The sequence below is a fragment of the Vibrio sp. 10N.247.311.47 genome (assembly GCF_041467535.1).
GTDB lineage: Bacteria > Pseudomonadota > Gammaproteobacteria > Enterobacterales > Vibrionaceae > Vibrio > Vibrio crassostreae_C.
Window position 1 is genome coordinate 103,266 of the sequence record NZ_JBFSUR010000001.1, and the last position, 26,357, is coordinate 129,622.

29 protein-coding genes and 1 pseudogene are annotated in these 26,357 nt (G+C 45.0%); 20 read left to right on the plus strand and 10 right to left on the minus strand.

The genetic code is table 11. The annotated features are described in order from the left end of the window. The first annotated feature begins 17 nt into the window (after positions 1–17). Together AB6E51_RS00395 and AB6E51_RS00400 are read left to right on the plus strand one after the other, a co-directional pair. Entirely contained in the window at positions 18–389 is a 372-nt protein-coding gene (locus AB6E51_RS00395; RefSeq protein WP_170964679.1) for a hypothetical protein, read from the plus strand. A gap of 38 nt (positions 390–427) precedes the next feature. Further along, positions 428–1,846 carry a DUF4832 domain-containing protein gene (locus AB6E51_RS00400; RefSeq protein ID WP_372058622.1) on the plus strand — a complete coding sequence of 473 codons (1,419 nt, stop codon included), beginning with the start codon at positions 428–430 and terminating at the stop codon, positions 1,844–1,846. Positions 1,847–1,913: 67 nt separating this feature from the next. On the opposite strand, the gene AB6E51_RS00405 is transcribed toward AB6E51_RS00400, so the two are convergent. After that, positions 1,914–2,252 (minus strand): hypothetical protein, encoded by a 339-nt coding sequence (locus AB6E51_RS00405; RefSeq protein ID WP_017631023.1) that lies wholly within the window; start codon positions 2,250–2,252, stop codon positions 1,914–1,916. 246 nt (positions 2,253–2,498) lie between these two features. On the opposite strand from AB6E51_RS00405, the gene AB6E51_RS00410 reads away from it, so the two are divergent. The 5 genes from AB6E51_RS00410 to AB6E51_RS00430 all read left to right on the plus strand — a co-directional run bounded on the left by AB6E51_RS00410 (position 2,499) and on the right by AB6E51_RS00430 (position 5,706). Continuing rightward, complete coding sequence (locus tag AB6E51_RS00410) at positions 2,499–3,332, plus strand: AraC family transcriptional regulator (protein ID WP_136979715.1); 834 nt, start codon at positions 2,499–2,501, stop codon at positions 3,330–3,332. A gap of 90 nt (positions 3,333–3,422) precedes the next feature. After that, positions 3,423–4,151, plus strand: coding sequence for an AzlC family ABC transporter permease (locus tag AB6E51_RS00415; RefSeq protein WP_372058620.1), 729 nt, complete (start codon positions 3,423–3,425; stop codon positions 4,149–4,151). Between the two features lie 2 nt (positions 4,152–4,153). Continuing rightward, on the plus strand, positions 4,154–4,483 hold the full coding sequence (locus AB6E51_RS00420; protein WP_372139802.1) for an AzlD domain-containing protein: 330 nt from the start codon (positions 4,154–4,156) through the stop codon (positions 4,481–4,483). A gap of 62 nt (positions 4,484–4,545) precedes the next feature. Continuing rightward, positions 4,546–4,851 carry an NIPSNAP family protein gene (locus AB6E51_RS00425; protein ID WP_017070270.1) on the plus strand — a complete coding sequence of 102 codons (306 nt, stop codon included), beginning with the start codon at positions 4,546–4,548 and terminating at the stop codon, positions 4,849–4,851. A gap of 81 nt (positions 4,852–4,932) precedes the next feature. Beyond that, a complete protein-coding gene (locus tag AB6E51_RS00430) occupies positions 4,933–5,706 on the plus strand; it encodes a viroplasmin family protein (RefSeq protein WP_136974212.1) in 774 nt (257 codons plus the stop codon). A gap of 128 nt (positions 5,707–5,834) precedes the next feature. Here AB6E51_RS00430 and AB6E51_RS00435 read toward each other — a convergent pair whose 3' ends face one another. Further along, on the minus strand, positions 5,835–6,983 hold the full coding sequence (locus tag AB6E51_RS00435; RefSeq protein WP_372058619.1) for a glycosyltransferase family 4 protein: 1,149 nt from the start codon (positions 6,981–6,983) through the stop codon (positions 5,835–5,837). Between the two features lie 316 nt (positions 6,984–7,299). Here AB6E51_RS00435 and AB6E51_RS00440 point away from each other — a divergent pair, with 316 nt between their 5' ends. From AB6E51_RS00440 to AB6E51_RS00460, 5 genes are all read left to right on the plus strand, one after another. Beyond that, positions 7,300–8,223 carry a glycosyltransferase gene (locus AB6E51_RS00440; RefSeq protein ID WP_136974210.1) on the plus strand — a complete coding sequence of 308 codons (924 nt, stop codon included), beginning with the start codon at positions 7,300–7,302 and terminating at the stop codon, positions 8,221–8,223. A 19-nt stretch (positions 8,224–8,242) separates the two neighbouring features. Further along, positions 8,243–9,679, plus strand: a complete 1,437-nt coding sequence (locus tag AB6E51_RS00445; RefSeq protein WP_017067059.1) for a lipopolysaccharide biosynthesis protein — start codon at positions 8,243–8,245, stop codon at positions 9,677–9,679. Positions 9,680–9,754: 75 nt separating this feature from the next. Then, positions 9,755–10,072, plus strand: a complete 318-nt coding sequence (locus AB6E51_RS00450) for a hypothetical protein (protein ID WP_017070274.1) — start codon at positions 9,755–9,757, stop codon at positions 10,070–10,072. Positions 10,073–10,202: 130 nt separating this feature from the next. Continuing rightward, entirely contained in the window at positions 10,203–10,817 is a 615-nt protein-coding gene (locus tag AB6E51_RS00455) for a LysE family translocator (protein WP_102320553.1), read from the plus strand. A 151-nt stretch (positions 10,818–10,968) separates the two neighbouring features. After that, positions 10,969–11,403 (plus strand): N-acetyltransferase, encoded by a 435-nt coding sequence (locus tag AB6E51_RS00460; protein WP_017062214.1) that lies wholly within the window; start codon positions 10,969–10,971, stop codon positions 11,401–11,403. Positions 11,404–11,477: 74 nt separating this feature from the next. On the opposite strand, the gene AB6E51_RS00465 is transcribed toward AB6E51_RS00460, so the two are convergent. The 4 genes from AB6E51_RS00465 to AB6E51_RS00480 all read right to left on the minus strand — a co-directional run bounded on the left by AB6E51_RS00465 (position 11,478) and on the right by AB6E51_RS00480 (position 14,699). Then, positions 11,478–11,945, minus strand: coding sequence for a DUF3429 domain-containing protein (locus tag AB6E51_RS00465; protein ID WP_372058618.1), 468 nt, complete (start codon positions 11,943–11,945; stop codon positions 11,478–11,480). Continuing rightward, on the minus strand, positions 11,942–12,487 hold the full coding sequence (locus AB6E51_RS00470) for a glutathione peroxidase (RefSeq protein WP_017062212.1): 546 nt from the start codon (positions 12,485–12,487) through the stop codon (positions 11,942–11,944). The genes AB6E51_RS00465 and AB6E51_RS00470 overlap by 4 nt, the downstream gene beginning before the upstream one ends. A gap of 84 nt (positions 12,488–12,571) precedes the next feature. Next, positions 12,572–13,915: an ABC1 kinase family protein gene (locus tag AB6E51_RS00475; protein ID WP_372058616.1), complete on the minus strand. Its 1,344-nt coding sequence runs from the start codon at positions 13,913–13,915 to the stop codon at positions 12,572–12,574. Positions 13,916–14,312: 397 nt separating this feature from the next. Next, positions 14,313–14,699 carry a thiol-disulfide oxidoreductase DCC family protein gene (locus AB6E51_RS00480; protein WP_017062190.1) on the minus strand — a complete coding sequence of 129 codons (387 nt, stop codon included), beginning with the start codon at positions 14,697–14,699 and terminating at the stop codon, positions 14,313–14,315. A 162-nt stretch (positions 14,700–14,861) separates the two neighbouring features. Between AB6E51_RS00480 and AB6E51_RS00485 the strand changes: the two genes are divergently transcribed. The 6 genes from AB6E51_RS00485 (at position 14,862) to AB6E51_RS00510 (ending at position 19,751) form a co-directional block, all read left to right on the plus strand. Then, a complete protein-coding gene (locus AB6E51_RS00485) occupies positions 14,862–15,419 on the plus strand; it encodes a DUF1439 domain-containing protein (RefSeq protein ID WP_372058614.1) in 558 nt (185 codons plus the stop codon). A gap of 225 nt (positions 15,420–15,644) precedes the next feature. Beyond that, complete coding sequence (locus tag AB6E51_RS00490) at positions 15,645–17,207, plus strand: glutamate synthase-related protein (protein WP_372058612.1); 1,563 nt, start codon at positions 15,645–15,647, stop codon at positions 17,205–17,207. 325 nt (positions 17,208–17,532) lie between these two features. Continuing rightward, the gene (locus AB6E51_RS00495; protein ID WP_017062187.1) at positions 17,533–18,054 is read left to right on the plus strand and encodes an NADPH-dependent FMN reductase; all 522 of its coding nucleotides are present in this window, start codon (positions 17,533–17,535) and stop codon (positions 18,052–18,054) included. Positions 18,055–18,218: 164 nt separating this feature from the next. Further along, the gene (soxR, locus tag AB6E51_RS00500; RefSeq protein WP_017062186.1) at positions 18,219–18,668 is read left to right on the plus strand and encodes a redox-sensitive transcriptional activator SoxR; all 450 of its coding nucleotides are present in this window, start codon (positions 18,219–18,221) and stop codon (positions 18,666–18,668) included. A 146-nt stretch (positions 18,669–18,814) separates the two neighbouring features. Next, on the plus strand, positions 18,815–19,195 hold the full coding sequence (locus AB6E51_RS00505) for a VOC family protein (RefSeq protein ID WP_017071825.1): 381 nt from the start codon (positions 18,815–18,817) through the stop codon (positions 19,193–19,195). A gap of 136 nt (positions 19,196–19,331) precedes the next feature. Further along, complete coding sequence (locus AB6E51_RS00510) at positions 19,332–19,751, plus strand: globin (protein WP_017065249.1); 420 nt, start codon at positions 19,332–19,334, stop codon at positions 19,749–19,751. Positions 19,752–19,862: 111 nt separating this feature from the next. On the opposite strand, the gene AB6E51_RS00515 is transcribed toward AB6E51_RS00510, so the two are convergent. Next, the gene (locus AB6E51_RS00515; protein ID WP_372058610.1) at positions 19,863–20,633 is read right to left on the minus strand and encodes a DUF481 domain-containing protein; all 771 of its coding nucleotides are present in this window, start codon (positions 20,631–20,633) and stop codon (positions 19,863–19,865) included. 139 nt (positions 20,634–20,772) lie between these two features. On the opposite strand from AB6E51_RS00515, the gene AB6E51_RS00520 reads away from it, so the two are divergent. After that, positions 20,773–21,162, plus strand: a complete 390-nt coding sequence (locus AB6E51_RS00520) for a DUF4345 domain-containing protein (protein WP_017062182.1) — start codon at positions 20,773–20,775, stop codon at positions 21,160–21,162. 9 nt (positions 21,163–21,171) lie between these two features. Beyond that, positions 21,172–22,674 (plus strand): annotated as a pseudogene (locus tag AB6E51_RS00525) (arylsulfatase). Between the two features lie 68 nt (positions 22,675–22,742). On the opposite strand, the gene AB6E51_RS00530 reads toward AB6E51_RS00525, so the two are convergent. The 3 genes from AB6E51_RS00530 to AB6E51_RS00540 all read right to left on the minus strand — a co-directional run bounded on the left by AB6E51_RS00530 (position 22,743) and on the right by AB6E51_RS00540 (position 26,316). After that, the gene (locus AB6E51_RS00530; RefSeq protein WP_372058608.1) at positions 22,743–23,768 is read right to left on the minus strand and encodes a LacI family DNA-binding transcriptional regulator; all 1,026 of its coding nucleotides are present in this window, start codon (positions 23,766–23,768) and stop codon (positions 22,743–22,745) included. A 197-nt stretch (positions 23,769–23,965) separates the two neighbouring features. Further along, a complete protein-coding gene (locus AB6E51_RS00535; protein WP_017065839.1) occupies positions 23,966–25,051 on the minus strand; it encodes a porin in 1,086 nt (361 codons plus the stop codon). A 248-nt stretch (positions 25,052–25,299) separates the two neighbouring features. Next, positions 25,300–26,316, minus strand: coding sequence for a nuclear transport factor 2 family protein (locus AB6E51_RS00540; protein WP_372058607.1), 1,017 nt, complete (start codon positions 26,314–26,316; stop codon positions 25,300–25,302). Between the last annotated feature and the right edge of the window lie 41 nt (positions 26,317–26,357).

Sequence of the window (26,357 nt, forward strand, 5' to 3'; positions counted from 1 at the left end):
CTAATAAGAGCCGGGCTGTGACTCAATTTTACCGAGTTTTACAGCAAGAAACGCAACAAAGCTTGAGTGAAGAACAAAGGCAAGCTATTGAAAAAGCAGTTAATCAAGTTGGCTTAGTCGCAAAACATTCCGTTGATATCCGTAAAAGCTTTCCTTGGTTTGGCAAGCGCTATTATGTCGTGCTGTTGAGTGGGCGTGATCGTCGTACAGCAGAGCGTCAAGGTGAGTCTAAATGGTTAGTCTATGCTACAACGGTATTGCTAACTACCTTTGTCCTTGCGGGGGGGATGCTCGCTCTACTGGCATTGTATTTGTTAAAGTCTGCACTGGGTATCGATCTGTTCGAGAGCTTTTCACTAGGTATATGGGACTGGTTTCAATCACTATAAGGGTTGAACTTGAGTGATAAATGATAGGAAATAAACAAGTGAAAAAAGTCATTAACTGGCAGTGCTCATGGCTATACCTATTATCGTTAGCATGCTTTGTTACCTCATACGCCTATGCTGACGAAGTAGGGGATAAAGTGACGTCAATCACGGCACTCAATACGCCTATCTCTAATCCAGGTATGGGGGTTGAAACGTTTCACGACGGGTGGGGTACCGTATTAACTCTTGAGCAATATCCTGTCTCGGGAATGGGATACTACCGGTATTATTGGAGTGAACTTGAGCCAAGCGAAGGTGAATACAACTTTTCTCTCATTGATGACTTGCTTGAACAGAATGCCAAGCAATCAAAGCGAGTAGCTTTGCGTTTTATGACACTTGATGAACCATTCTCAGGAACAAAAATTCCACAATGGCTCATCGATAAAGGTATCGAAGGGCAGTGGGTTGAAAATGGAAAAACTTTCGTAGCCGATCTCGATGACCCAACTTATTTATACTATGTAGAAAAATTACTTAGTGCTTTCGGGCAACGTTACGATAATGACTCGCGGCTTGCTCAGATTGACATAGGTATGGTGGGTTCTTGGGGAGAGTGGCATAACAGCAACTTTCCAGAGCTTGAACCACTATTTAGTAGGTATTCAGAACATCAGTTAAATAAGTTCGTTGATCTGCACTTTTCAGCATTCCCAAATACTGCAAAATTAATGCTTATCAACGGGGGGGATTCTTTCGCATACGCATTAGAAAAAGGTGCTGGCTGGCGTGCCGATTGCTGGGGCGATTGGCATAATTTTGGCCCTACTTGGAGTCATATGAACGATGACTACCCGTATCGAATTCAACAAGCAAACTCGCAAACACCAATATTTGATACGGCTTGGCAGCGCCAGCCGGTTAGTTTTGAAGTCTGTGGTGACATGCATGGTTGGCTAGCCACACAACATTACACAAGAGCTCAAGTGGCTGCCTCATTAGATTGGGCGATTAATCAGCATGCGAGTAGCCTAAACTTGAAATCGAAGCCAATTCCCGAACAGTACCGCGATTTGTTAGATAATGCGTTGCTAAAAATTGGATATCGCTTTCGAGTGGATACGATTCGTCATTCAGCTTACCTGTCGATGGGGAAAAACCTCTCTCTGGAAGCTCATCTTTTTAACGATGGAGTGGCACCAACATACCAACCTTATTATGCATATTATCGATTAGTAAACAGCAACGATCAGGTGGTTTCGTTTGCAAAAGATAGTACAAGTAGCGAAGCTTGGCTCCCTGGGGATTATAAATCTATTGCGAACTTCTCATTGCCGACAGATCTAAATGTCGGTCGTTATTATATCGAAATAGCAGTGAGTGAAAGTCGTGACAGTAAACCTTTGAATTTGGCAAATATAGGGAAACAGCCTGATGGTTGGTATCGGCTAAGTGAAGTGATCATTGAAGAGTAATGACAATTGTCATTACTCTTCTAATGCATGCTAGATAAGATGGTCTGGTTAGCCCTGATTACTCAATCTAATTCGCAGGCAACACAACGGCAGACGCTTCTTCCTCTGAATCTTCTTTGTCTTCGACTTGTTCAGCTACCCAATCAATTGTCTTTGTTAGATAGAGCTTATTGGTTTCAGTATCACACCAACTCTTCGACAATCCTCTTCGATTAAACTCGCTGCCAATGGCCGCCAATGTTTGGTTACTCGAGCGCCCGTAATATAAGGTGTCGCACAGTTGCAGGTTCGACATTGATTGTGGGTATGTATTAACCGACGAGGAGTTCATGCTTAGTGCTTTGGATTGATTGTGCGTGCAGCCTGTAAGGCTTAAGAAAAAGATCAATGCTAAGGCTTTCTTCATAATATCTCTGGACAGTTACCAATAGTTGGTGGGGATTATGAGCATGATTAAGTTACTGATTTGTCAATTCTTCGCCAAGTACCTAAACAGCATGACTTTACTCGCAATTAGAGCGCGTTATTGAGTTGTTTAATTCCTCGGTCAAAAGCGCATTAATCGCCAAAAGCGCAATTTTGTACAAAAGCTGAAAGAGACTATAGAGTAGACTGATAAGTCGCTCGATAATTAACAGGCTTAGGAATTGTTATGGAGAACAATAAACGCTCTAAAGAAAAGGCCGAGTATAAGATAACCGAAGAGCTCGGCGGCCTTGAAATTCTTAATGCTGAATACGAAAAGCAGAACTTCTCGCGCCACAGCCACGAGGGCTATACGCTGGGAGTCATCGAGCAGGGCGCTCAGCGTTTCTATCGAACGGGCGGGCATCATATAGCACCACAAGATGCGATTATTCTGGTCAATGCCGACGAAGTTCATAGCGGTCACTCTGCCACTGAAGGCGGTTGGGCGTATCGAGCCATGTATCCACTCCCAGAGCAACTTGCCAAGATCACTCAAGAGCTTAACCTACCGAATTACGGCGCGCCTTATTTCCCAAGAGCGGTTGTTGAAGATCCTGAACTCGCCAATCAATTGAGATTAGTCTTTAACACGATTGATGAATCTGACAATCGCTTGTTAAGAGAAACCTTGATGTACGGAATGTTGGTTAAACTGATTAGCCGACACGGAAAATCGCCGCTTAACCCTCAACTCGATGGGAAAACTCAGCGCCAGCTTGTCTTAGTGAAAGAGTTCTTAGATGACTTTCCACAAGCCGATGTGTCTCTAGAAGAACTCTCTAAACTGGCGGCATTGAGCCCGTTTCACTTAGTGCGTTCTTTTCAAAAAGAGTTTGGTCTTCCGCCACATGCGTATCAAATCCAATCTCGGTTAAGGCTTTCGCGTAAGTTATTGAAACAAGGACATACCATTTCTGATACAGCGCAAGAGTGTGGCTTTCATGATCAAAGCCATTTTCATCGACACTTCAAAAAGGCCAATGGCTACACGCCGGGGCAATACATTAAAATGCTCTAATTCGTTCGCGAAATCGAGCAAGTTTGTACAATCGAACCGACTCAACTCCTCTTACATTGAATAGCTAATGTGAAAAGAGAAAAGAACTATATGGATAGTGAAAGAATGGATAGACGAACACAGTTATGGAAAGGCGTTTTAGCGGGAATGCCTTTGAGTATTGCGGTAATCCCTTGGGGAATTCTAGCCGGTTCATATGCGATAGATGCCGGATTGAATCAACTTCAAGCGCAAGCGATGTCGGCTATTTTATTTGCTGGCTCAGCGCAACTTGTCGCAGCGGGTATGTTCAAAGCGGGTATTGGTTTAGGGACCATGTTGTTGACCACACTGTTCATCACCTCAAGGCACTTTCTGTATAGCGTATCGATGCGAGACAAAATCAGTCATCTTCCTGCGCGTTGGCGCCTATTACTCGGATTTTGGCTCACCGACGAGCTGTTTGCGATTTGTAGTGGGCAGTCTCAGCAAGAGTTTAATCGTTGGTATGCCGCGGGTGTAGGTGGAGGTTTTTACCTTGTTTGGAATATCGCGAGCTTTGTTGGCATTGTCGCGGGAAGCCAAATCCCGTCACTCAATGAAATCGGTCTCGACTTCGCGGTAGCCGCAACGTTTATCGCGTTGGTTTTTCCATTAATCCGAACTCTACCCGTCGTGGTGTGTGTGGTTGTTTCATTGGTCACCTCGGTCGCGATGTCGGTCAACAATGTTGAAGGCGGGCTGATGATTGCAGCGATTGCTGGCATGTTAGCGGGCTTTTTCAGCGAGTCATTTCAAGAACGAAACAATAGCAATAAGCCAATCGCGGAGGGTAAATAGAGATGATTTGGTTAACGATATTCCTCATGACTGCGATTGTTTTCTTTAGTCGGTATCTGTTTCTTGAGCCTGCAATCCCGCTTCGACTCAATCAAACCGCAAGGCGCCTATTGCGCTATTCAAGCCCAGCGGTGCTGACTGCGATTTGGGGGCTAATTGTATTTGCTCCTGAACAAACATTTTGGCCAAGCCTTGAAAACCCATACTTGATAGGCGCGGTGGTGACTGGCTTGTTGATTTGGAAAACAGGCAATGTGCTACTAACGATCGGCGTTAGCATGGCGGTGTTTTTGTTCTATAACCTTGTCGCGGTTGATTACCTTTTCTCGTGAGCTTCAACTTCAATGTCAACTTAGGCTTTGTGTTTCTCCTATTATTTAAGGGCTGTATAAATATGATTACTTGTTATGTTCGATATGTGATTGATCCTAAAAAGGTAAATGAGTTTGAGGCATACGCAAAAATGTGGATTCCTCTGGTCGCTAAATTCGGGGGCCAACACAATGGTTATTTTTTACCGTCGGAAGGGGCGAACAATATTGCCTTGGCGCTGTTTACCTTTGAAAGTTTGGCTGCCTATGAAGAGTATCGGATTAAATCGTTGAACGATGCCGAGTGTATTAAAGCGTTTGAATTTGCAGACGAAGTTGATTGCATCGTGAGTTATGAACGCAGCTTTTTTAGACCTGTTTTAGAGTGATAGACCTTGCAACGTATAGCGTGGTGGCATCTAATGTACTGATTCACTGTTTGTGTGTTTAGGTTTTGGTAAGGAGTTAGTTTGGCTAAGAAATATTATGTGGTTTGGAAAGGTCGTACACCGGGTATTTTTACCACTTGGAATGACTGTAAGTCTCAAGTCGATGGCTTTGCTGGTGCGAGATATAAATCGTTCCCAACACTAGGCGAGGCTGAGTCTGCTTTCGGTGGTAAAACGTCGTCTGCGTCAGGTTCTACAGCGACAAAGCCAAACTCTGCGGGTAAGGCGACGAAAGCTAAGGTGCCGCCTCTTTCGGAGCAGCAAATCACAGATATGCCTTTTGATATAAAGATCTTTACCGATGGTGCGTGTGAACCAAACCCTGGTGAAGCAGGGACGGGGTTAGCGGTATACCAAAACAACCAATTAACCGAATTGTGGTATGGCTTGTATCAACCTGTTGGTACCAATAATACCGCTGAGTTGCATGGCCTTAAACAGGCGTTTTTGCTCGCAAAAGAGAAGCTAAACGCGGGTCTGTCTGTAGCGATCTATTGTGACTCTAAGTACTCGATAGATTGTATTACTAAGTGGGCAACGGGTTGGGAGAAAAAGGGCTGGACTAAGTCGGGCGGCGAGATCAAAAACCTCGATATTATTAAGCCTGCGTATGCGCTCTACCAAGAACTGGCTTCAAAAATTACCATCTACCATGTGAACGGTCACGTTGGTATTGAAGGTAACGAACTGGCCGATAGAATGTCGATTGTGGCTATTTCATCGAAAGAGCAACAACTCGCTCAATATCGTGACATCGAAGATATTGAGTCTATTTTGGCACTGCGAGCAGGCTAGTTAGGCTTCTCAATGAAAAGCTACTGAAAGTCACTGAAAGCATAAGTCGCCATCATTAGGCAGTGCTAGACGAGCGTTACATTTCAAATGGATGTAGCGCTCTTTTGTTTTTGTGGTGCTCCGTTTTCTTATGGAGCTGGGTTCTCTATCCAACGAGATAATTGCTGAGCTTGTTTGATCGAGTTAAAACTGTCTTTCACTCTCTCACGCGCCTTTAAACTCATCGATGTTTTATCGTTACTGCTTAGCTGCGCGAAACGCTCAATCGCTTCTCTTAATTCTTCCACGTTTTTTTCGTTAACCACAAAACCTGTCTCTGGTGAGACGATCTCTTTGCATCCCATGATGTTGGTGGTAATGACTGGCGTTCCCACAGCCATCGCTTCTTTTAAAACCAGAGGCCCTGTATCCACACATCCGGTTTCGGAAAAACAGAAGGGCGCGATTAGGCTGTCATAATTCGATAGTTTCTCTTTCACCCATTCATGAGGCTTAGCGCCAAGAAAGGTCACGTTTCGAGTGAGCCCTTGCTCTTTGACCTGTAACTTTAATTGTTGCTCTAAATCGCCAGTACCGATGATATCGAGATGAATGTCGAGAGGTTCGGCAATCGGCGCCAATGCATCAATAAGATGGTGGATACCTTTTTGCTCCACTAATCGGCCAAGGAAAATAAAGCGAAGTTGCTTCGTTTCGATTTTTGGGTTGAGTTGGAATTGTTTAGTATTCACTCCGCAGTGCAGGAGCTTAATGTTTCCTTTCGCCATGGTATTGAAGTCAGCGAGCATGTCTTTACACACTGCAACCACAAAATCACTCGATGAGATTTTATGTTCAATGTCATAAGCGAACTCGTAAACATCATGACCATGAGCAACGAACGAACAGGTGATATTCAGCAGTTTTGCCGCGACGATGGCGTGTGCTGTAGTGTGCTGACAAAAATGCGCATGAACGTGTTCGACGTCGCTTTCCGCAAGTTGTAGCGCTAATTTAAAACCATAAGCGAACAGTGACTTTTTGGGCATACTGGTTTGCTTAGAAATAAATGAGACAGCCTTGATGAACCCTATCCAGTTAATGCTGGCGACTTTACCCATCCGAACATTTTTACCTATTTCGACAATGTCGTAGTCGAACTGTTTTTCGCTGTTTTCAATTTTGAACGTCATTACACAAACATCGTGCCCACACGCTTTCACAGAGTCGACTTCTGTTTGAATGAAGGTCTCACTGAGTACTGGGTAGGTTGGCGCCACAAATGCTACTTTCTTCATTCCTTACTCCTCAAATCCATATGACTAAAGCTATCAAGCCAAGGTAATAACCAATAAAGCAAGATACGAACCAAGATCGAATCGTAGCTTTGGAGGGCTTTCTGATTGCTTTTCGAAGGTTACCCCTTAAGAGGTGGCTCGTTTTCTCAAATTGATAATCAAATTGGAGTTGCAGTTTTTTTGAACATCTGTGTTTGGTCGTCATTTTGAGAATGGACGCGTAGGTGACTGATATAGAGGTGATTTTGTAGTAAGACACTCTCGGCATAGAACATGCAACGTCAGCCATATAACGTATAAATCTGAGGGCGTCATTATGGCTAAAGTAAGTGTTGTTATTCCTACCTACAATTGTTTGGATTACCTGCCGAAAGCGATTGGTAGTGTACTAAAGCAGACTCATCAAGATGTTGAGCTGATTGTCATTGACGATAACAGTAACGATGGAACGTCGACGTATCTTGCTTCTATAGACGATGAACGCATTATTACGTTGTCCACATTGGGTGTTGGTGCGCCTCAAGCGAGAAACCTAGGGATTGAAAAGGCGACCGGTGAATACATCGCTTTTTTAGACGCAGACGATTTCTGGTTTCCTGAAAAAATTGAGCGCCAACTCGAATTTCATCAACGTTACCCTGATCTCGCGATGAGCTTTACTAACTACGAGCATCTTACTGAAGATTACCAAGTAATAGTCGACTGCTTTAGTTACTGGTCGCAGTTTCAAGATCAAGATGAGCTGTTCATCAATATCGAGAACCCGTTGGAGTTCATCATAGAAAATAACGTGATTGGAACATCAACGGTCATGGTGAAAGCGGATGTGTTTTCTCAAACAGACAGTTTCAATGCTGACATCAAGTATGGGGAAGATTGGGAACTGTGGCTTCGAATGAGTGAAAACCATCAGATCGGTGTGTTGAACTCGGTGCAGGTTGGCTACTTGATGAGAGCGAGCTCTGTTACCCAAACTGAAAGTCTTAAATTGAGAAATTTGCAGTCTATAGAGACTATTCTTCAACATTACCAAAATGACAGTCAACGATGGAATCTACCCACTTCTAGCTTCAAAATCGCAAAGGCGAGAATACTGGAAGGTTATGCTGACTATTATCGAGGTTTACAACAGAATAGACAGGCTATTGCCTACAGTTTCCGTTCTTTGGTCATGTCACCTCAAAAACGCACATTGCGACACCTAATTGGAGACTGTAAAAGTTTCCTAAAGCCAGCTTGATAAGGAAAAGGTGACGACTATGGGTTCTTTAAAGCAGTCGGCTTACTACGCCATCGGTATATTAATGATGAAAGGGATTTCATTGGTGATGATCCCGTACATTACGCACAATATGACGTTGGCAGAGTATGGTTCCTTAGAAGCCATTGTCTTGCTGGCAGACATTGGGACGATATTGTTCAGCTTCGGTATTGTCGATGCCATGTATCGTTATGTGGGTGTCGCCGAAGGTGATGAAAAGCAAAAGCTCGTCTCGAACTGCTTCACATTGAGCGTGCTGGTGTGCGTGCTTGGGGGCGCCTTGATTGCCCTCAGTATGCCGTTGTTAATCTTAATGTTGCCAGTTGAATTCCAGCCTTACCAGATACTGCTTCTGCTTATTCCTACCATGCTCGATGGGGCGATTTCTATCCCGCTAACGCTGATGCGTATGAACGCGATGGCGAAACGTTTTTGCATGCTCAATGTGTTGAAAGCCGGTGTTCAAGCCATCATGACTTTTGTTTTGCTTGAGGCTGGATACGGTATAGATGGCGTGTTGATTTCAGCTGCGGTATCCAGTGTGTTGCTAATGGTTTGTTTAGTGCGTTATCAATGGCAAGAGATGGGATCTTTTGGTTGCTTCAAATACTCGGCGAAGATCTTAAAATTCGGACTGCCCGTTCTGGTTGGCGGTGCATCAATGTATATGATCATGGGGCTCGACCGCTGGGTAATGGCAAGCTTCGTCGGTGTCGAAGAACTCGCGATTTATGCGGTTAGCGGAAAGTTCGCGTTGATTCTTGGTCTGTTGTTGCAGCCTTACGCGCTTTGGTGGTTTCCAAACCGTGTGGCGATGCTTCAACAGCCGGGTGGCAGTAAGATGTGTGCCGATAGGGCGTTAGTCGGAGTGAACCTCGCCATTGTTTTAGGTTCGTTGATGATTCTAACGGTACCCGGATTTATTTCTCTCATTTTACCGAGCAGTTATCATTACGCGGGGGCCATTGTTGTTGCGCTGCTTGCGATTAGCGTTATCAAAAATGCAGGTGATTATCTTAACCTTGGTTGTTTCAGTGGCGATTCGAGTCAATCTCAAATGTGGATTCAAGGTGGATGTGCGGTCTTGGCGGCCATTGGTTATTTCACAGTGACGCCTATTTATGGCGTGTGGGGTGTTGTCGCGGTTCTTTGTGCAACTTATGTTGTGCGGCTCATGCTTCTGTATGTTGTAAGCCAAGCGATGGAACAATTACCTTATGAACACAGCAAGTGGGTAACCGCAGTTAGCATCGCATTAGTAGCGATAGCGAGTGATCAACTTCTGGGATTGGTGTTGGTTGATGTCCATGACTTTATTCTTGGATCGGCTGTTGGTGTAATCGCGCTGGTGGCCTTTGTTAAATACTCAGTGATCGTTGTCCCGCAAGCTCTGCTCGACAAGTTGATGCTGGGTAAGCAGTCTCACGCAAATTAAAATAAAACACTGTTCATAATGTGTGAGATTCGATAGTATTTATAAATTCAATGAATGCCATCAATGGAAAGATACATGAACAAGTGGATTGTGCTCTCAGCTCTATTCTCAACCTTATCGTACGCTTCGTCTGAATTGTCTAACCACGACGTACTCACTCAGCACTTTGACGTTCCTGAAGCTATCTCCTTAGAAAATCAAAACAGGGTATGTAATAGCCTTGTTTGTAGTTCGGTGTCTGCGCCAAAATCTGTTCCTGCTGTTGGCGACTTCCCAGAGCGAGAATCAAACCCAACGATAGATACAATTGCGAGCGCTATCTATTTCGTCGGTGAGATTGGTGTCGCCGAAAATCTAGCGACACCCGAGTACGAACAGTTTTTTGAGAACTGATTGAAAATTTACTGTATAGATTTGGTGCTTATTTTTTATGCAGTTACAAAAGATATGAAATGCTGTTATAAACGATAAGACCTTGTTTAAGGATTTTATAATCACGGCATTTGGCAATTAGGAAGCACCAATGGAAATCTGGAAGTTACTGCTGTTTATCCCCGCTTGTTTTGCGCTCAACATGACTCCGGGCCCAAACAATTTGTTATCAATGAACAACGCCCGTTGTTACGGATTTCAGGCCGCCTTTGTCGCAGGCCTAGGAAGAATCCTCGCTTTTTCTGGCATGATTGCTTTGGCTGCATCTGGCTTAGCGGTTGTGCTTTATACTTCTGAAACGCTGTTTTTCCTGATCAAACTATTTGGCGCGATGTATCTGTTGTGGATCGCGTTCAACCTATGGCGCTCACACGCCAGTCCGGTCGTGGATATCGAACGAAATAAGAATTGGTTTGGTCTGTTTAAACAAGAATTTGCACTCGCTGCTGGCAATCCAAAAGCGATACTCATTTTCACTGCATTCCTTCCTCAATTTGTCGATGTTTCAGCGAACGTAAATACTCAATTCTTTGTTTTAGGTAGCACCTTTCTAGTGTTAGAAATGCTCGCGATATCGATCTACGCGGCATTTGGCTTATACCTCAGAAACTGGTTCTCTAAGCCACAAATGGCAAAACGTTTCAACAAAGCGTGCTCGGTTTTTCTTGCGTTATCTGGCGCAAATTTGTTGGTTATTCGACAGTAAAACATAAGTAACCTAATCTACTCCTCAGGCGTTAGTTAAGTGGCATCTTCGTTAAGGTAGTTCGTAAGCCTTTAGGCTGTTGATATATTGTTAATAGCACCTTTGAGTTTGCATGTTTAAACTTGAGGTTCGGTTTAAATGAGGTCTATCTATGAATGTTGTTTGTGCGGAAAAACAAGAACTGGCTGATATCTACCAGCTTGAACATGCTTTGTTTGGCGCTCACGCCTATCCGCTGTTTTTCTTTCGTCAGGCCTTTGATTGCTGGGGCAAAGGTTTATTGGTTGCTAAGCAAGACTCAAAGATTGCTGGCTATGCCTTAACGACAACCACAGACAAGCAGAATGAGTTTTGGGTCCTATCATTGGCTGTAGACCAGAATTATCGTGGCATGGGAGTTGGCCGGAAACTGATGCAACAGGCGGTTGAGCAGTTGCCTCGAGATGCTAGGCTTTTGCTCACTGTAGACCCAAATAACACATCGGCTCGTGCGCTTTATGCATCGATGGGGTTCGTTACCATCAAGCAAGAAGACAACTACTTTGGTGATGATGAGCCGAGGTTAGTGATGAAGCTCATCATCTAGATTGTTGCTAACGGTTTTTAACAAAGGCGCTTAACTAAATCAAAGGCTCACACTTCAAAGACAATCTCGTAGCGCTAGGTTAGCATCACGATACCGTGCATTAACACGACACTAGAGGTCAGCCGAGTCCTCATATCAAAGTAGCCATCAGGACCTTGGCTCTGGTTCTCTTCTCTCATCGTCCTTTCAGCTCGCCAAACCGCAATATAACCAAAGATGAAAATCAGAGTTGTCACTAGCTCTTTTTGTTCGCCAAGCAATACTGCCAGCCAAGCGATGAGCACAATCGCGTTGCTTATTAGCAGTGCTTTGTTACTTGATTGGCTTTCAAAGTTTTCGATGCCATTTGCCCACAAGATCCCTGAAAGAAAACTCAAAATTGCCACGCTGTAGGTGATGAACAGCGTTTCACCGCTTATCCCCATAAATTGGCTGTCGGTGAGCGAAAGGAGAAGACCGAATAAAAACGGAATTAACCCCATGTACCCCAGTTTGGCCATGGTGTTACGGGTTTGAGTTGTTGCCATGTAATCCGCCTTCATAACTGCTGCTCAATCGCGTTTTTGAGCGTGGCACTCACTGGAGATGTGGAGCTAGGGAAGGTGGCGACGACTTTACCTTCTTTACTGATCAAGAATTTGTAAAAGTTCCATTTAGGCGTTACGCCCGCTTGCTGTTGTATCTCTGTAAACACGGGGTTGGCGTTGCTACCAGACAGTGAAGCTCGCGCCATCATTGGGAAGGTCACGCCATAGTCTAGGTAACAAACCTTTGCCGTCTTCTCTTCGCTTCCCTTGTCTTGGCGAAAATCATTACTTGGGAAACCGATAACCGTGAAGCCTTGGTCTTTGTAGGTTTGATGAAGTTGCTCGAGTTGCTCAAACTGCGGAGTGAAGCCACATTGGCTCGCTGTATTTACCACCAATAGAGTTTTGCCTTGAAACTCATCGCACAAGGCGATTTCTTCGGTTGAGTTTAACAAGCGCTGTTTGCCATTAAGTATTTCGGGACAGCTCGCTGCAAAGGCGATGGAACTCGTGAGGCTTGTAATCAGTGCGGTTGAGCAAAGTAGTGAACATTTCATAGGGTTGGCTCATTTTAGTTGGCGTAATGGTTATTACTCTTGAGCACGATGAAATGATCACTTTGCGTATTATTTACTGTCTCATTAACTCGCGCTTTTAGTTGTGCTTTTGCTCTCTGAGATAAGATATGGAGCGACCAAGCGACTGATATTCACTTTTGCACCAAGGCGAGCCGCTAATAGATACATGCCACCAATTTTTCGGTGCAGGAACAGCGCATCGGCGGGCGGCGTATGCCAATACTCTTGTTCCATGCTCAAAATGGTGCCTGCTTCACGAAGCCTTTGTGCCAATCCACTGGCTTTGAAGTCGTACTCTTCGTCAACTAACATCGGCTCACAGGCCATCTTCACTAGATTTAGAATCGCTTGGCGTTGTTCGGGAAGAATTGTCTCGCTAAAGAATCCTATTTGCTCTAAAGCTCGGTTGAGCACTTGCTCATCGTTGTTAATGACAGAGGAAAAGGCCAAGCGATAACCCTCGCTGAAGCGGTCACTGTACTCACGGGTTGCTCCGAAATCTAATAAGCCAATTTGTCGGGTGTTTTCAACATAAAGGTAGTTGGCGAAATTGGGATCGGTTTGCACCATCTTAAAATCGAACAACTCTCTGAACAGAAGCTCCAGTAAGCTGTGCATTACAAAGTCACGTGTGCTTTGGTCGTAACTTTCGATTTGCTCTATCGAGACGCCTTCGATGAAGTCCATGGCGAGCACCGATTCTGAAGAGACTTGCGGATGAATCTTAGGTACGACTAAGTGAGAGTATTCTTTCAATGCATCATGGTAACGAGTTGCGTAATCAGCTTCGCGAGCATAGTCTGCTTCATCGTGGAGCTGTTTCTTTGCCTCTTCTAACAAGCCTTTGTAGTCGACCGACTTTGGTATCAAGCCAACAATATTGAGCAGCGTGCCCACGTTATCTACATCACTGTCGATACTTTTTCTAATGCCGGGGTATTGGACTTTGACTGCGAGTTTGTCCCCAGCATCACTATAGGCTTGGTGAACTTGTCCGATAGATGCACTGGCGATCGGTTTAAAATTGAAGGACAGGAATTCGGTTTTCCAATGGTTCCCGAGCGAGCTTTCTAACACTTGATTGAGCTGTTTTGTTGGCAGTGGATCGGCATCGGAGCGCAGGCGAGAGAGAATGTCGGCTAACTCTGGTTCTAAGACATCACCCGCATCCATTGATAGCATCTGTCCTAACTTCATAGCCGCACCGCGCAGGTGTGCGAGTTGATCGGTCAGGCGAGCAATGTTTTGTGGCGTTAACAGTAAGTCTTTTGCTTTGGGCCTGTTGCCTTGTGCAATTTGTTTGGTGCCTTCCGTTAGCACGTTACCCGCGACTCTTGTCGCCAACGAAGCGAACTTACTGAATCTAGAAATTCGATGTGTGGGAAGGTTTCTCTCTTTTGCCGACATAAAGGTTCTCTCTGGGAATCAGGGTTGATACCAATCGTAGTAAATAACTGTTCACCCTAGCTTGTTAAAAATCTCGATAAAGTCGTTAGATTTTTTGATTGTAGAATAACTACTTATCGAAACTTCTTGTCGAAAAGAGCCGCCTTGTTCTCAAGCTTTTTTCCTGCGCTATTTCTTGACACTTACCTACTGTGATTGGTATGACTACAAAGTTCTATCAATCATTACACAACCGTATGTTTTGTTGTGCTAACTTGTCGCGTGGAACAGTAAACAGAATTAAAAGGACAAAGCATGAAATTTATTTGGTTGAAAGTGGCCGTTACGGTATTGGTGTTCGCAGCCCTATTTGGCATCGTTTACTACAAAGTCGCCAGCGGCATGTCTTAACTCAACACTATTTTGTGCAGCTGTTACCGTTGCAACGTGATTTTCCGGTTAGCCAAAACGAAATCTTATATCGATTTTTGGCAAACCGTAGATAACACCAATCTGCCATTGGCTTAAAAATCGCCCAACGTAACGGGGCATACAGCCAACCCTTTCCTACTAGCTTCCACGCTTGGTAAGTCACGTCTAAACCGAGCAGCAGCTTTCCGTTTTCGTCCAGTGCATGCAAGATTGTATTGGCTGCCTCGGCATCTATTTGCGGGTAGTTTGAAAACGCTTCACTGTAGATATCGACGGTCTGGATCTGATCTTTGGAATCAGACTTAGTCAGTGCTGCCATCTCTTTTGCACAAAGTGGACAGGTTCCATCGTAAAATATCGTTAATGCAGTCATTGTTTTCCTTACTATTTTCGTCAATTCTCATTGATACGACATCACCATTTAGGTGGATCATTCTGCCCAGTTATCCGACACTGTTATTGTGACAACCAATTTACAGTATCATCTCGAGGTAACATCCGTTCCATGCATTTAAAAAATAAGAGCCTATCTCCAATGACAACAAAGTTAATGAACCGTTTGATTATAGCTGTGACAGCCCTGATGCTCAGTGGTTGTGTTAGCTACAGTATTACCGAGCAAGAAATGACGAAGTACCTTGAAGACTCAGTGATGCTAGAACAAGAGGTTGGTGTACAAAGTGTGATGTACGCACAAGTGGCTGTGGATGATCTAGAAGTGCAAATTGGTCGAGCCGATGCACAACGCGTGTCCGTGTTGGCGAATACCAATGCAAAAGTTCAAGTGTTGAATATGCCTAATATGGGGTTGGATTTAGACTTAGAGTTCAGCGCGATTCCCGAATACGACAAGGAGAGTGGCGAGGTGTATCTAAAGTCGCTGCGACTAGAGCGCTTTGAAGAAAAAGGCAAACAGCTTTCGCCTGAAATAGAGACACTACTCAAACCAGCTGTATCGATGATAGGTTTTGCTTTGTCCCAGTCTCCGGTTTACAAACTCGACAGCAACAAGGTTCAAGAGTCGTTGATTAAGTCATCGGAACCCAATCTAGTGATTAAAGACAATAAATTGGTTATCGAATTGTTTGATTAACCCTCAGTGCATTAGTTTTGACTAAGCTCTCACCCATAATGGCTGCCTACTAGGTAGCCATTTTTGTTTGAGCTCAGTCGGTCATGACTGTTTTTAGTCGGTTTACTCACCTTGTATATCAGTCTCATTTATTGAATTCGTCACATATCTCACCTTTACTTTACTCTTGTGAGCAAGCCATCGCTTCAGTCATCAAATGATAAAAAAGATAAAGGTGAACGAACTATGAAGAATCCAGTGATAGCGGATACCAAGCCAATCAAAGTGGAGCTAACTGAAGGGGAAGAGTATTACTTCTGTACCTGTGGTAAATCGAAAAACCAACCGTTTTGTGACGGTTCTCATGCCGGTACGGGGTTCAAACCGAAAAGCTTTGTCGCCGAAGAGAGCGGAGACGCCTACCTTTGTCGCTGTAAGCATTCCAACAACCTTCCTTTCTGCGATGGCACTCATAAACAGTTCACAGCGGAACAAGTTGGGCAAGAAGGCCCGGAGGTTCACATTCAAGCGGCTGCGCCAGATTTGTCGCCAGCTGCGAGCGCAACCAAAGAAGAACCTACCGTCGAGTTTATTCATCAACTGGCGCGTGATGGTTTATCCAAGGTTGGACATCATGGGCCAATGACCTCCATGGGCGTTCCAAGACATCTATTGCCTCACTGGGACGATATTCAAGTGATGGTCGCGCAAATGGCCACCAAGCCTTTGCTGGAGAATGTGCCCGTTGGAACTGAACTGATTATTGGCCCCAAAGCGAAGAAGCCACTCAAATTGGACATCTCTTTGTTTGTGTCTGATATGAGTTTTGGCTCGCTATCTGAAGAAGCAAAAGTCTCATTGGCGAAAGGTGCCGAACTCGCAGGGACGGGTATCTGCTCCGGTGAGGGCGGTATGTTACCCGAAGAGCAAGCGGCGAACTCTCGCTACTTTTATGAATTAGCCAGTGCTCAGTTTGGTTACGATGAAGCTAAGCTCAAAAACGTTCAAGCCTTCCACTTTAAAGGCGGGCAGGGTGCCAAAACCGGAACGGGCGGGCACTTACCGGGCGCGAAGAACATAGGCAAGATCGCGGAGGTGCGTGGCATTGAAGCGGGCACGGCAGCGATTTCTCCACCCACCTTTGTCGACCTTAACACGGTCGAGGATTTTAAAAAGTTCGCCGACCGTGTTCGAGAGGTGACAGGCGGTATCCCGATTGGCTTTAAGTTAAGTGCCAATCACATCGAAGAAGACATTCAGTTCGCGCTTGATGCCAGTGCCGATTACATCATCTTAGATGGGCGTGGTGGCGGTACAGGGGCGGCGCCAGAAATGTTCCGTGACCATATCAGTGTTCCCACTATTCCAGCACTCGCTCGCGCTAGAGCGTATCTCGATAAACAAGGGGTCAGTGACAGAGTCACATTGATCATCACGGGCGGCTTGCGCGTGCCGATGGATTTCGTAAAAGCGATGGCGCTTGGTGCTGATGGTGTCGCTATCTCAAACAGTGCCATGCAGTCGATAGGTTGTGTGGCGGCGAGAATGTGTAACACCAATAATTGCCCTGCTGGTATTGCAACTCAAAAAGCCGATTTACGTCAGCGTTTGAATGTCGAGAAAGCATCGAACCAGCTTAAGAACTTCTTTGAAGCCTCGACAGAATTAATGCAAGTGATGGCGAGGGCATGTGGGCATGATCATTTGAATCAATTTAACCCTCATGATTTGGCAACATGGAATCGCGAAATGGCCGAGCTATCCGGTGTCGCTTACTCTGGTGTCTGTCCATTAAATCACTTTAAGTAAATAATACTTCGATAAAGCACACTCAATGTATTTTGGGTGTGCTGACTTTTTCCTGTGTAATGCCAACCTATGTTAAACCTTTCATAATCAACTGCTTTATAAGTGTTTTTAAACTATTTCCTATATTTTGAAAATATCGCTTTACCTCAAGTTAACTTGAGGTTTTATCATCATCCCCAATCTAAAAACACAATCTATCACCTTGTCGCCTAGTGCAGGTTTTGATGTTATCAAACAGACGTTACGAATCTTCAGTTATGAATTTTGAGCTCCGTAATTGAAGTCATGAGTGCAAAAAGGTGAGAAAAATGAACAAGGATCAACAATGAAAGTATTAGCGATTGGCGCGACCAACAGTACAACATCAATTAATCAACAACTTGCAGCGTACACCGCAGGTTTAGTCGAAGGCGCGCAAGTCGAGGTGCTCGACCTTAATGATTTCGAGATGCCAATTTACAGCGAGAAAAGAGAGCAAGATTCAGGTGTTCATCAACACGCTCAACGCTTTTTTAGCAAGATTGGCGAAGCAGATGCTGTGGTCATCTCTTTTGCAGAGTATAACGGCTCATACACCGCAGCCTTTAAGAATGTGTTTGATTGGACATCACGAATCGACATGAAAGTGTACCAAGGCAAACCTGTTGTGATGCTCTCCACATCACCAGGCCCAGGCGGCGCAAACTCTGTGTTGTCGTCTGCGGTAAATTCGGCACCTTACTTTGATGCAGATGTGAAGGGGTCGATGTCGGTGCCAAGTTTCTACGACAACTTTAATGTAGAAACGGGTGAGATCATCAATGCCGAAATGGCCGAGAGCCTGAAATCGATCATGAGTCAGATTTAGAGAGCGAGAACACCACAATAAAACAAAGCAGCCATGTTCACGATTGCTTTTCATTGCGCCCGTTGTCAAAGTTTAAGGACATTAATTGGTTAAGGTAACAATAGGTCGCTACTCTAAAGTTAAAGTAAGCTTTAAATATTTATGATCTCAAGGATAGTGTCGTAATGAGAAACATCGTATACCTCACCATAGGCCAGTTGGCTGAGCGCAGTGGCGTGGCTCCTTCGGCGTTACGTTTTTACGAAACCAAGGGGTTGATTGCTTCGATTCGTACTAACGGAAATCAGCGCCGTTATCAGTCGGCGATGTTGAGACGAATTGCGTTGATCCAAGTCGCGCAGTCGATAGGCTTCACGCTGGAAGAGATCACCGAAGAATTATCGACACTGCCGATGAACCATACCGCGACTAAGCGAGATTGGGAGCGCGTTGCTAAGAAGTGGCAGGGGCAACTCGACAGTAAAATGGCGCAGATTAAATCGCTACAAGAGAACTTAACCGGCTGTATCGGTTGCGGATGCTTGAGTATGCAAAAGTGCAACTTGCTAAATCCTGATGATATCTTGCATGACCAAGGGCAGGGCGCACAACGAATTGTTGAACAGACTAACTGAGTTCCCGAAAGGCATGGAACAGCGAACTAAGTTTCAGGTGTTTGCTCAATGGGTTAAGCAACAGTTGTGACCGAATAGCGTGCCTAGACAAACACGAATTATAGGTCTAGTTTAGGTTGTTCTTTCAATAGAAGAAGAGGTTAGTTATGTTCAGCCATGTTTTTCTCGGTACCGAAGATATTGAACGCGCGAAGGCTTTTTATGACCCAATCATGAAAGTGCTTGGTTATAGCGAAGGCTCTGTTGATCCTAAAGGGCGCTGTGTTTACGTTAGTCAAACAGGTGTGTTGGGCTTAACGAAGCCGATTGATGGTCAGCCTGCGACTCACGGCAACGGCATGACGGTGGGTTTTCTTGCGCCTTCTCCTGAAGTTGTAGATGAGTGGCATCGAGTTGGCGTCGAAAATGGCGGTACCAGCATTGAAAATGGCCCCGGAGCGAGAGGTTCTGACGAGCGTCGCTTGTACATGGCTTATTTGCGAGATCCTGATGGAAACAAGATTTGTGCAACGCACTTTATGCCGTAGTTTACGTTATGCCATCGTTCATTTTATGCCACAGTGGCGTATACTTAGATCATATTGATGGTTCGGAGTTGGCTAAGTTGCGGCTCTGGACTTGTTAGCTTCCCGATAACTCAAAATTTTGCAAAGGACTGGCTAGATGAAACCGAACGAACTGTTTTATGAAAGTTTTGAGCGCTGCCGGATTGACCAAGAATTTCTCGAAACGTTTTTGGCTGATTTTTGCGAGCATAACCCAAGGTTTTCAGAACGTTTTGAAAATATAGGGTTAGAGCAACAAACCAAGATGCTTAAAGCCTCGATCATTCTTATCTATAACTCTGCGGGTCTGCCGAGCGTACGAAACTCGGTAAAAAAGCTTGGGAAGCGACATAAAGATTTAGGAATGGATATCTCTGAGCAAGAACTCAACGAGTGGTTCAATTCGTTACTCAATACAGTTAAAAAATATGACCCTCACTACGATGAAAGCGTCGAACAAGCTTGGACAGAAACTCTCGAGGCCGGCTTAACTATCATGAAGAAAGAGTGCGTAGTTCCAAACACTGTGAATAACTAGGTCGTTGATGGGTAGTTTTGCTTGTTCGTTAGTTAAAACCGGCATTAACTCTTGAAAGATTGACATTGTCAGGTAAGCCTAACGATATCAGGCTTACCTCTTATTGTTTGACTAGAAATGAGCAGCCCAACCAATCAGGAACCCTTGCGATGCGGTATCGTATTCAAAGGTCCCCTTGTTTTCGTAATCAACCCAGGTCGATTTGTAGGCAACATTTAAGTCAGACCAACTGTTTATCTGGTATCGCACGCCAGTTAACAGAGATGAGGTAAAGTTGGTGTCACTACCAAGCCCTGCATCAATGGTTGCGTGAAACTTCCAATCCTTATTGATCTGCGTTATCCATCTCACACCTATTTGGTAATCAACCCAATCTTCATCGAGTGATCGGTCTGCACTTAGATTGCCACCTGAACCGTAAAGCTTGGCATCGATGTCGTTATCCCACCAACGAAGCCCAAACAGATAATCAATCGTGCCAAAATCGTACTGGTAGCGCTTAAACCCCTTCACATCTAAAACACCTTGTCGGATATCAAGGTTGCCCCTCAATACCTCTAGGTTGCTACCTAACACTGAGTTTGTTTTTCCGCTTAACTTCATGAAGCTGTAGTCAATGTAATAGCCCCACTGATTGTCATAGATACCCTCTAAACGCACCATTGCGGTCATATCAAGATGATCCATGATGAATGCAGGATCAACATCGACATCAGCAGACAAATCACTAATGGTGCTGTCTCCGCGGATGTTGAGTGCGAGCGCGTAAATTTCGAAGCTATGTTGCCACTTTTTTGTATCCGCTTGTGTGCTTGCTTCCTGAGCATTTACGGTTGAACTGGCAACCAATGCTGATGCGAGTAGGTAATGCCATTTAGCCATATTGATATCCTTATCTTCGATGTGAAATAGCACGAATGTAAATGTGTGTTTTAACTATCCATTTTCCACATATGCAACTTGTATATTGCTGATTGTAGACTATGTTTTTTGAAAAGAGCCAAATTAAAAGAGTAAGGATATGAAGCCACAAAGTGTTTTTTTGTTCGTCGCTGTTTTGGGTTTAACACCGATTGCGTTGTCGTACGGTTATGCCCCCGTTGTCTCCCTTGATTATCTTTTCGGAATTGATGCTAGCCCTATCAATGTCACTCATATCTTTCGTGCTGTGATGGGGTTGTACTTAGCGTTGGCTCTGTTTTGGATAGCAGGGGCGTTACTAAAGAAATACCGACTGCCAGCACTCTACAGTTTGGTGGTCTTCATGTTGGGTTTGGCTGCCGGCCGAGTCATTAGCTTGTTGATAGATGGCATGCCTCACTGGCTACTTGTCGTCTATCTACTATTGGAGCTTGGCTTTGGTTTGGTAGGAATAAAAATGGTTCACAAAGAGCAATCTGAAACAGTATAAGGACATTCTATGAAAAGGATTTTCCACCTTGTTGTTCTGAGTGTGTTGAGCAGCTTTTCGCTATCAGCATGGTCAGCCCAAGAGCAACCGAATATTTTTGTTATCTTCACGGATGATATTGGGATATCAAACCTGAGTGCTTATCACAATGGTGTGATGAGCAGCGAAACACCGAACATCGATAGTATTGCTGAAAAGGGCATGCTACTGACCGATTATTACGCTCAACCCTCTTGTACGGCGGGTCGTTCTGCATTCTTAACGGGTTAACTCCCTGTTCGAACAGGCATGCACTCAGTCGGATTGCCAGGTGGCCCAGTTGGTTTAAGTGCCGACACGCCAACGCTTCCTGAGATTCTTAAAACCATGGGTTATGTTACGGGTCAGTTTGGTAAAAACCATCTTGGTGATCGAGATGAATTCCTACCGACAATGCACGGTTTTGATGAGTATTGGGGTTGGTTGTATCACTTGAATGCAATGGAATACACAGAAGATCCAGATTGGCCAAAAGATGGATCTTTGGATGCCTTTGCACCTCGTAATGTCATTTACGCAAGATCAGATGGCAAAGGTGGTCAAACGATCGAAGATGATGGTGCATTGTCGATTGAGCGTATGCGTACACTCGATGATGAAGTGAATAAACACGCGATCAACTTCATCGAAAGGGCGGTTGAAGCGGATAAGCCATTCTTTACTTGGTACTGTCCATCACGCGGTCACGTTTGGACGCACCTGTCACCTGAATACGAAGCGATGCTCGGTCAAAACGGTTGGGGACTCCAAGAAGTGGTCATGAAAGATCTTGATGATCACGTCGGTGAGATGATGGCGAAGATGGAAGAACTCGGTATTGCTGACAACACCATCATCATTTTCACTGCCGATAACGGCCCAGAGATCATGACTTGGCCAGATGGCGGTATGACACCTTATCACGGTGAGAAAGGCACAACTTGGGAAGGTGGCGTAAGAGCCCCTGCATTGGTTAGCTGGCCGGGTAAAATCCCAGCGGGTACTGTAGGCAATGGCATCTTTGATGGTATGGATTGGTTACCCACTCTTGTCGCTGCGGCTGGTGGTCCAACGGATCTAAAAGAAAAACTGCTGAAAGGTCACGATGGCTTTAAAGCGCACCTTGATGGTTACAACCAAGTGGATATGCTGACCGAGAAAGGCGAGTCAAACCGTAAAGAGATCTACTACTACGAACGAGACAAGCTGCAAGCGGTTCGTGTTGGTGATTGGAAGGCGCATTTCATCGTGCAAAACCACGGTTGGAGTGGCCCTAAAGAAGAGCTAAACGCACCATTGCTGTTTAACTTACGTCGTGACCCATACGAACGAGCGGCGGAAGAGTCGGGCATGTACCTAAAATGGATGGGACAAAAAATGTGGGCATTTGGCCCGGCACAAGCTGCTGTCCAACAACACCTAGCAACCTTCCAAGAGTGGCCTCCAGTAACGCCTGATTCTCCGGCAGAGAAGACCGGTGGTGTAGGTAACTAGTTAGATATCATAAAAAATCCCGCTCACACTGAGCGGGATTTTTGTTTGAAAGCGTCTTAACGTTGGTTCTATTTTAGCGTCGTTTTTCGTTCAATGAACTTCACTGGCACCATCAGCTTAACCAAGCTCGTGTCTTGCTCTTGAATCTGGCTAACGACAATTTTCACTGATTCACGTGCAAGGCGTCTGAAATCTTGCTTGAAGGTAGTGAGTTGGTAGTTCAACCATTGAGTCTGTGGGATATCGTCAAAACCAATCACTTGAAGATCTTCTGGAATACGCAGGTTAAATTCTAAGCGCGCCACATCCATTACTGCCATCGCGAGGTTATCTGTCGCACAGAAAATCGCTTGAGGATGTGTGGGTTCTGAAAACAGAGTCCGAATGGTATCTAGAGCATCAAGGTAGTCATAGTCAGCTTCAATAACACGAGCTTGCTTGCCTGTTAGATCTTCGAATTCTGAGCAAAAGCCCGATTCACGCTCGCCGTTGGTGTAGGTTGGCACGTTACCTGTCAGGTAAACCGCTGACTTTGTTCCTACGCTATGTAAATGTTGAGCGGCGACTTGGCCTGCGGCGTAGTTGTCACTTATTACATGGCTACTCTTAGTCCCCTCAACTACACGAGCATACTGAACAATGGGGATGTTGAACTCTTCACACTCTTCATAAAGCGACTTATTAAAGGTCGCCGAAGCAGCAATTACGCCATCAACTCGGTATTGGAATATATTAGGAATCGAGTGGTTGTCGTTTCCATCCACTTGCCAAGGAATCAATACCGCAGAGTAACCCTGCTTTTGTAGCTCAGTAGAGATAAGCTGCAGAGTTTTCATGTGGATAGGGTAGTCGGCATCTGGGAAAACTAAGCCAATCAATTTGGACTCATTTGTCGTCAGACTGCGGGCAAAGGCATTGGGACGATAGTTCAACGATTTTGCTGCATCGAACACTTTTTGCTTGGTCTTTTCAGACACTGAACTGCCCGGGACAAATACACGAGATACAGTTGATTGAGAAACGCCAGCAAGTTTAGCGACATCTTTAGAGGTGACGGTTGGCTTTGACGCCGTGGAGTGTTTTGGAGAGCTCATAGACCATACTTTTGAACCAAATTGATTGTGCATAGAGTAACATAATTAGGTACGTACTCAAAAATACAATATGCCATGATTGGATGAAAAATAAGGGTTAATAGAGAGTGTTGAATATTATTCTGGGTATGACCCAAAAAAGCTCTGCGTAAGAGCAGAGCTTTGTTTAAAGAATTTATGAATCGACTAACTGGGCGTTAGAAGTAGTAACGAATACCTGCAGCGAATTGGTCATCTCTGTTTTCGAATTTATTGCCAACGAGCTGATCTTTACCTAGGTCGAATTGGTATTCAGTCCAAACTAGGAATTTGTTCTTCTGGAAGTGGTATTCAACACCAGGGATAAGCAGGTTACGCTCATAGCCATCTGTTTGGTCATCACGATCTTCCATGTAGTTGTAGTTCAACGTAGGGCGTAGGCCATTGTCGAAGTGGTAGTACGTGTAGATTTCACCACCTAGGGTATCGAACATTACATCCGTACCGCCTTGGCTTACAGCTTCCCAGTTTTCGCCAACATGGAAAGTGGCACCTGCGTAGAAGCCGCCGTTGCTGTAGTTCGCACCCAATAGCATGATGCGCATGTTGTCGCCATTTTCTACGCCAACCACACCTGAGTCTAGGTCTGCAATTTCATTTTGGTGGTAAGCTGCACCTAGTGTTACGCCATCAACCGGTTTGTAAGTGATTGACGCACCCATTCCGTTTTTCAATGAAGCTGTCGCATTACTCGCTAGTGCCACTTCTTCACGTGTCGTTTGGTAAGTGAAGCCGTAGCTTACTTGGTCGTTGATTGAGTTACGGTAAGTAATGGAGTTTTCTGCTCGACCTGTACCAGATGCAATACCCCAGTCAGAAAGGTTGTAAACACCTGAGCCGCGAGTACCGAAGACACGACCTAAGTCGGTGTACCATGCGACGTCATAAAAAGTAGACCACTGCTTAGTACCTGCTGCGATCTTGCCGTATTTGTCGTGCTCTACGCCTGCGTATAGAAGTCGGTCGTAAATATTGTCGCCGTTAGCACCTGAGTTGTAACCCCATTCAGCATGGCCAAAGCCAGTCCAGCCGTTATCGAGTCCCATTTGACCTTTAAGGCCGAAACGAGAGCTACCGCTGTTCCACTCACCGTTGTGGTCGCCGCCCTTATCTTGGTAACGAACGTCGAAACGACCGTCTAAAGTAAGGCTATCGCCCGCGTCATTGGTAAAAGTGTGTGCAGCAAAAGCAGAACCTGAGGTAAGTGCTGTCAGGATCACTGCTGAAAGAATCGACTTTTTCATTGTAATTCTCTTTATTCAGGCCGTAGAAAGCCACCGTGCTTTCAAGCCCGTTATATTGTTAATGGTTTGGCAGGGTGTACCCCATCCATGAGGCACTAGTAGATTCAGTTATTAGTGGAGCAATAATGAATTGGTTGGAGCACTTACTAGGAGCGAGAAGGGTCCCCCAGTAAGCGTGGCAACCTAAATCAGATGTCTATTTAGGTTGCCACTATTTCGTTTCAATCTTTTGGATTAAAGCGTATCGATTACAGCGTTGGGTTCATGATGCTTGAAGTGCGTTCGAACACATCTAGACCTTGCTGTTGTAGCCAGTAAGGAAGGTCGATAAGAACCCAGTTCTCAGACAGTTTGTCACCGTCACGGTAGTAAACGTCAACTACTTGCATGTTTGCACGTACTTCACCGCCAGTCATACCTAGGAAGCCACCTGTTGGTGTGTTTGATAGGTTTGGCCAACCGAAGAAACAAGAGAAGTTACCTTCAGCGAAACGACAAACGTGGCCGTTGAACTTCTTGTCTTTCAGGTTGTTACGGAAAGGAAGTTGGTGCTGTTGTTGGTAGCGAGGAATTGTGTAAGACGCGCCGATACCACATGGGCCGTACCAAATCATGTCTTTTGACCAGCTCTTCGCTAGTACTTCTGGTGGGCAACCCATCGCGCCGCTGTCGTTAAGAGCAGACAGGTCATCAACCATTTTGTTTACTAGAGCAAGTGTCGCAACACCTTCTTCTGGAGCCGCGTCTTCGAATAGCAGACCGTCGTGGTTACGTGGGCCAGGGTATACGAAGTGCTTACCAGTTGATGGTGGAAGTGGGTAGCAACCCGCTTGATCCATCATGCCTAGTAGGTCTAGAAACAGGCCTGTCTTAGTGATTTTGCCATCAACAACACAGTTAAATTCTGCGTAGCGAACGTTCATGATCTTGCCAGTTGGGCGCATACCTAGGTATTCAGCGTCGAATAGACCCATGAAGTGACCCATGCTCATTACCCAAATCTGATCTGGGTTAACTTCGTTGTTACCACCGATGAAGATGTCTTGACGACGCTGCATGCGAGTCATTGACTTCATCATTGGTGCCCAGAATACGTCAGCTGCTGCTTGTGCGCCTTCTTGCTCGCGGAATGGGTAAACACCGCGCCACAAGTAATCTTCAGAAGTGTGTGCTTTTAAAACTTCAGCAACGTTCTCGTGAGTTGCGTTTTCCATTGCATCGAAGTATTCACGAACAATGCGTTTCGCTTCTTGATATTTAGACATAATAATTTCTCTTTGTGTTGTCGAGTCAACATTCGGAACAG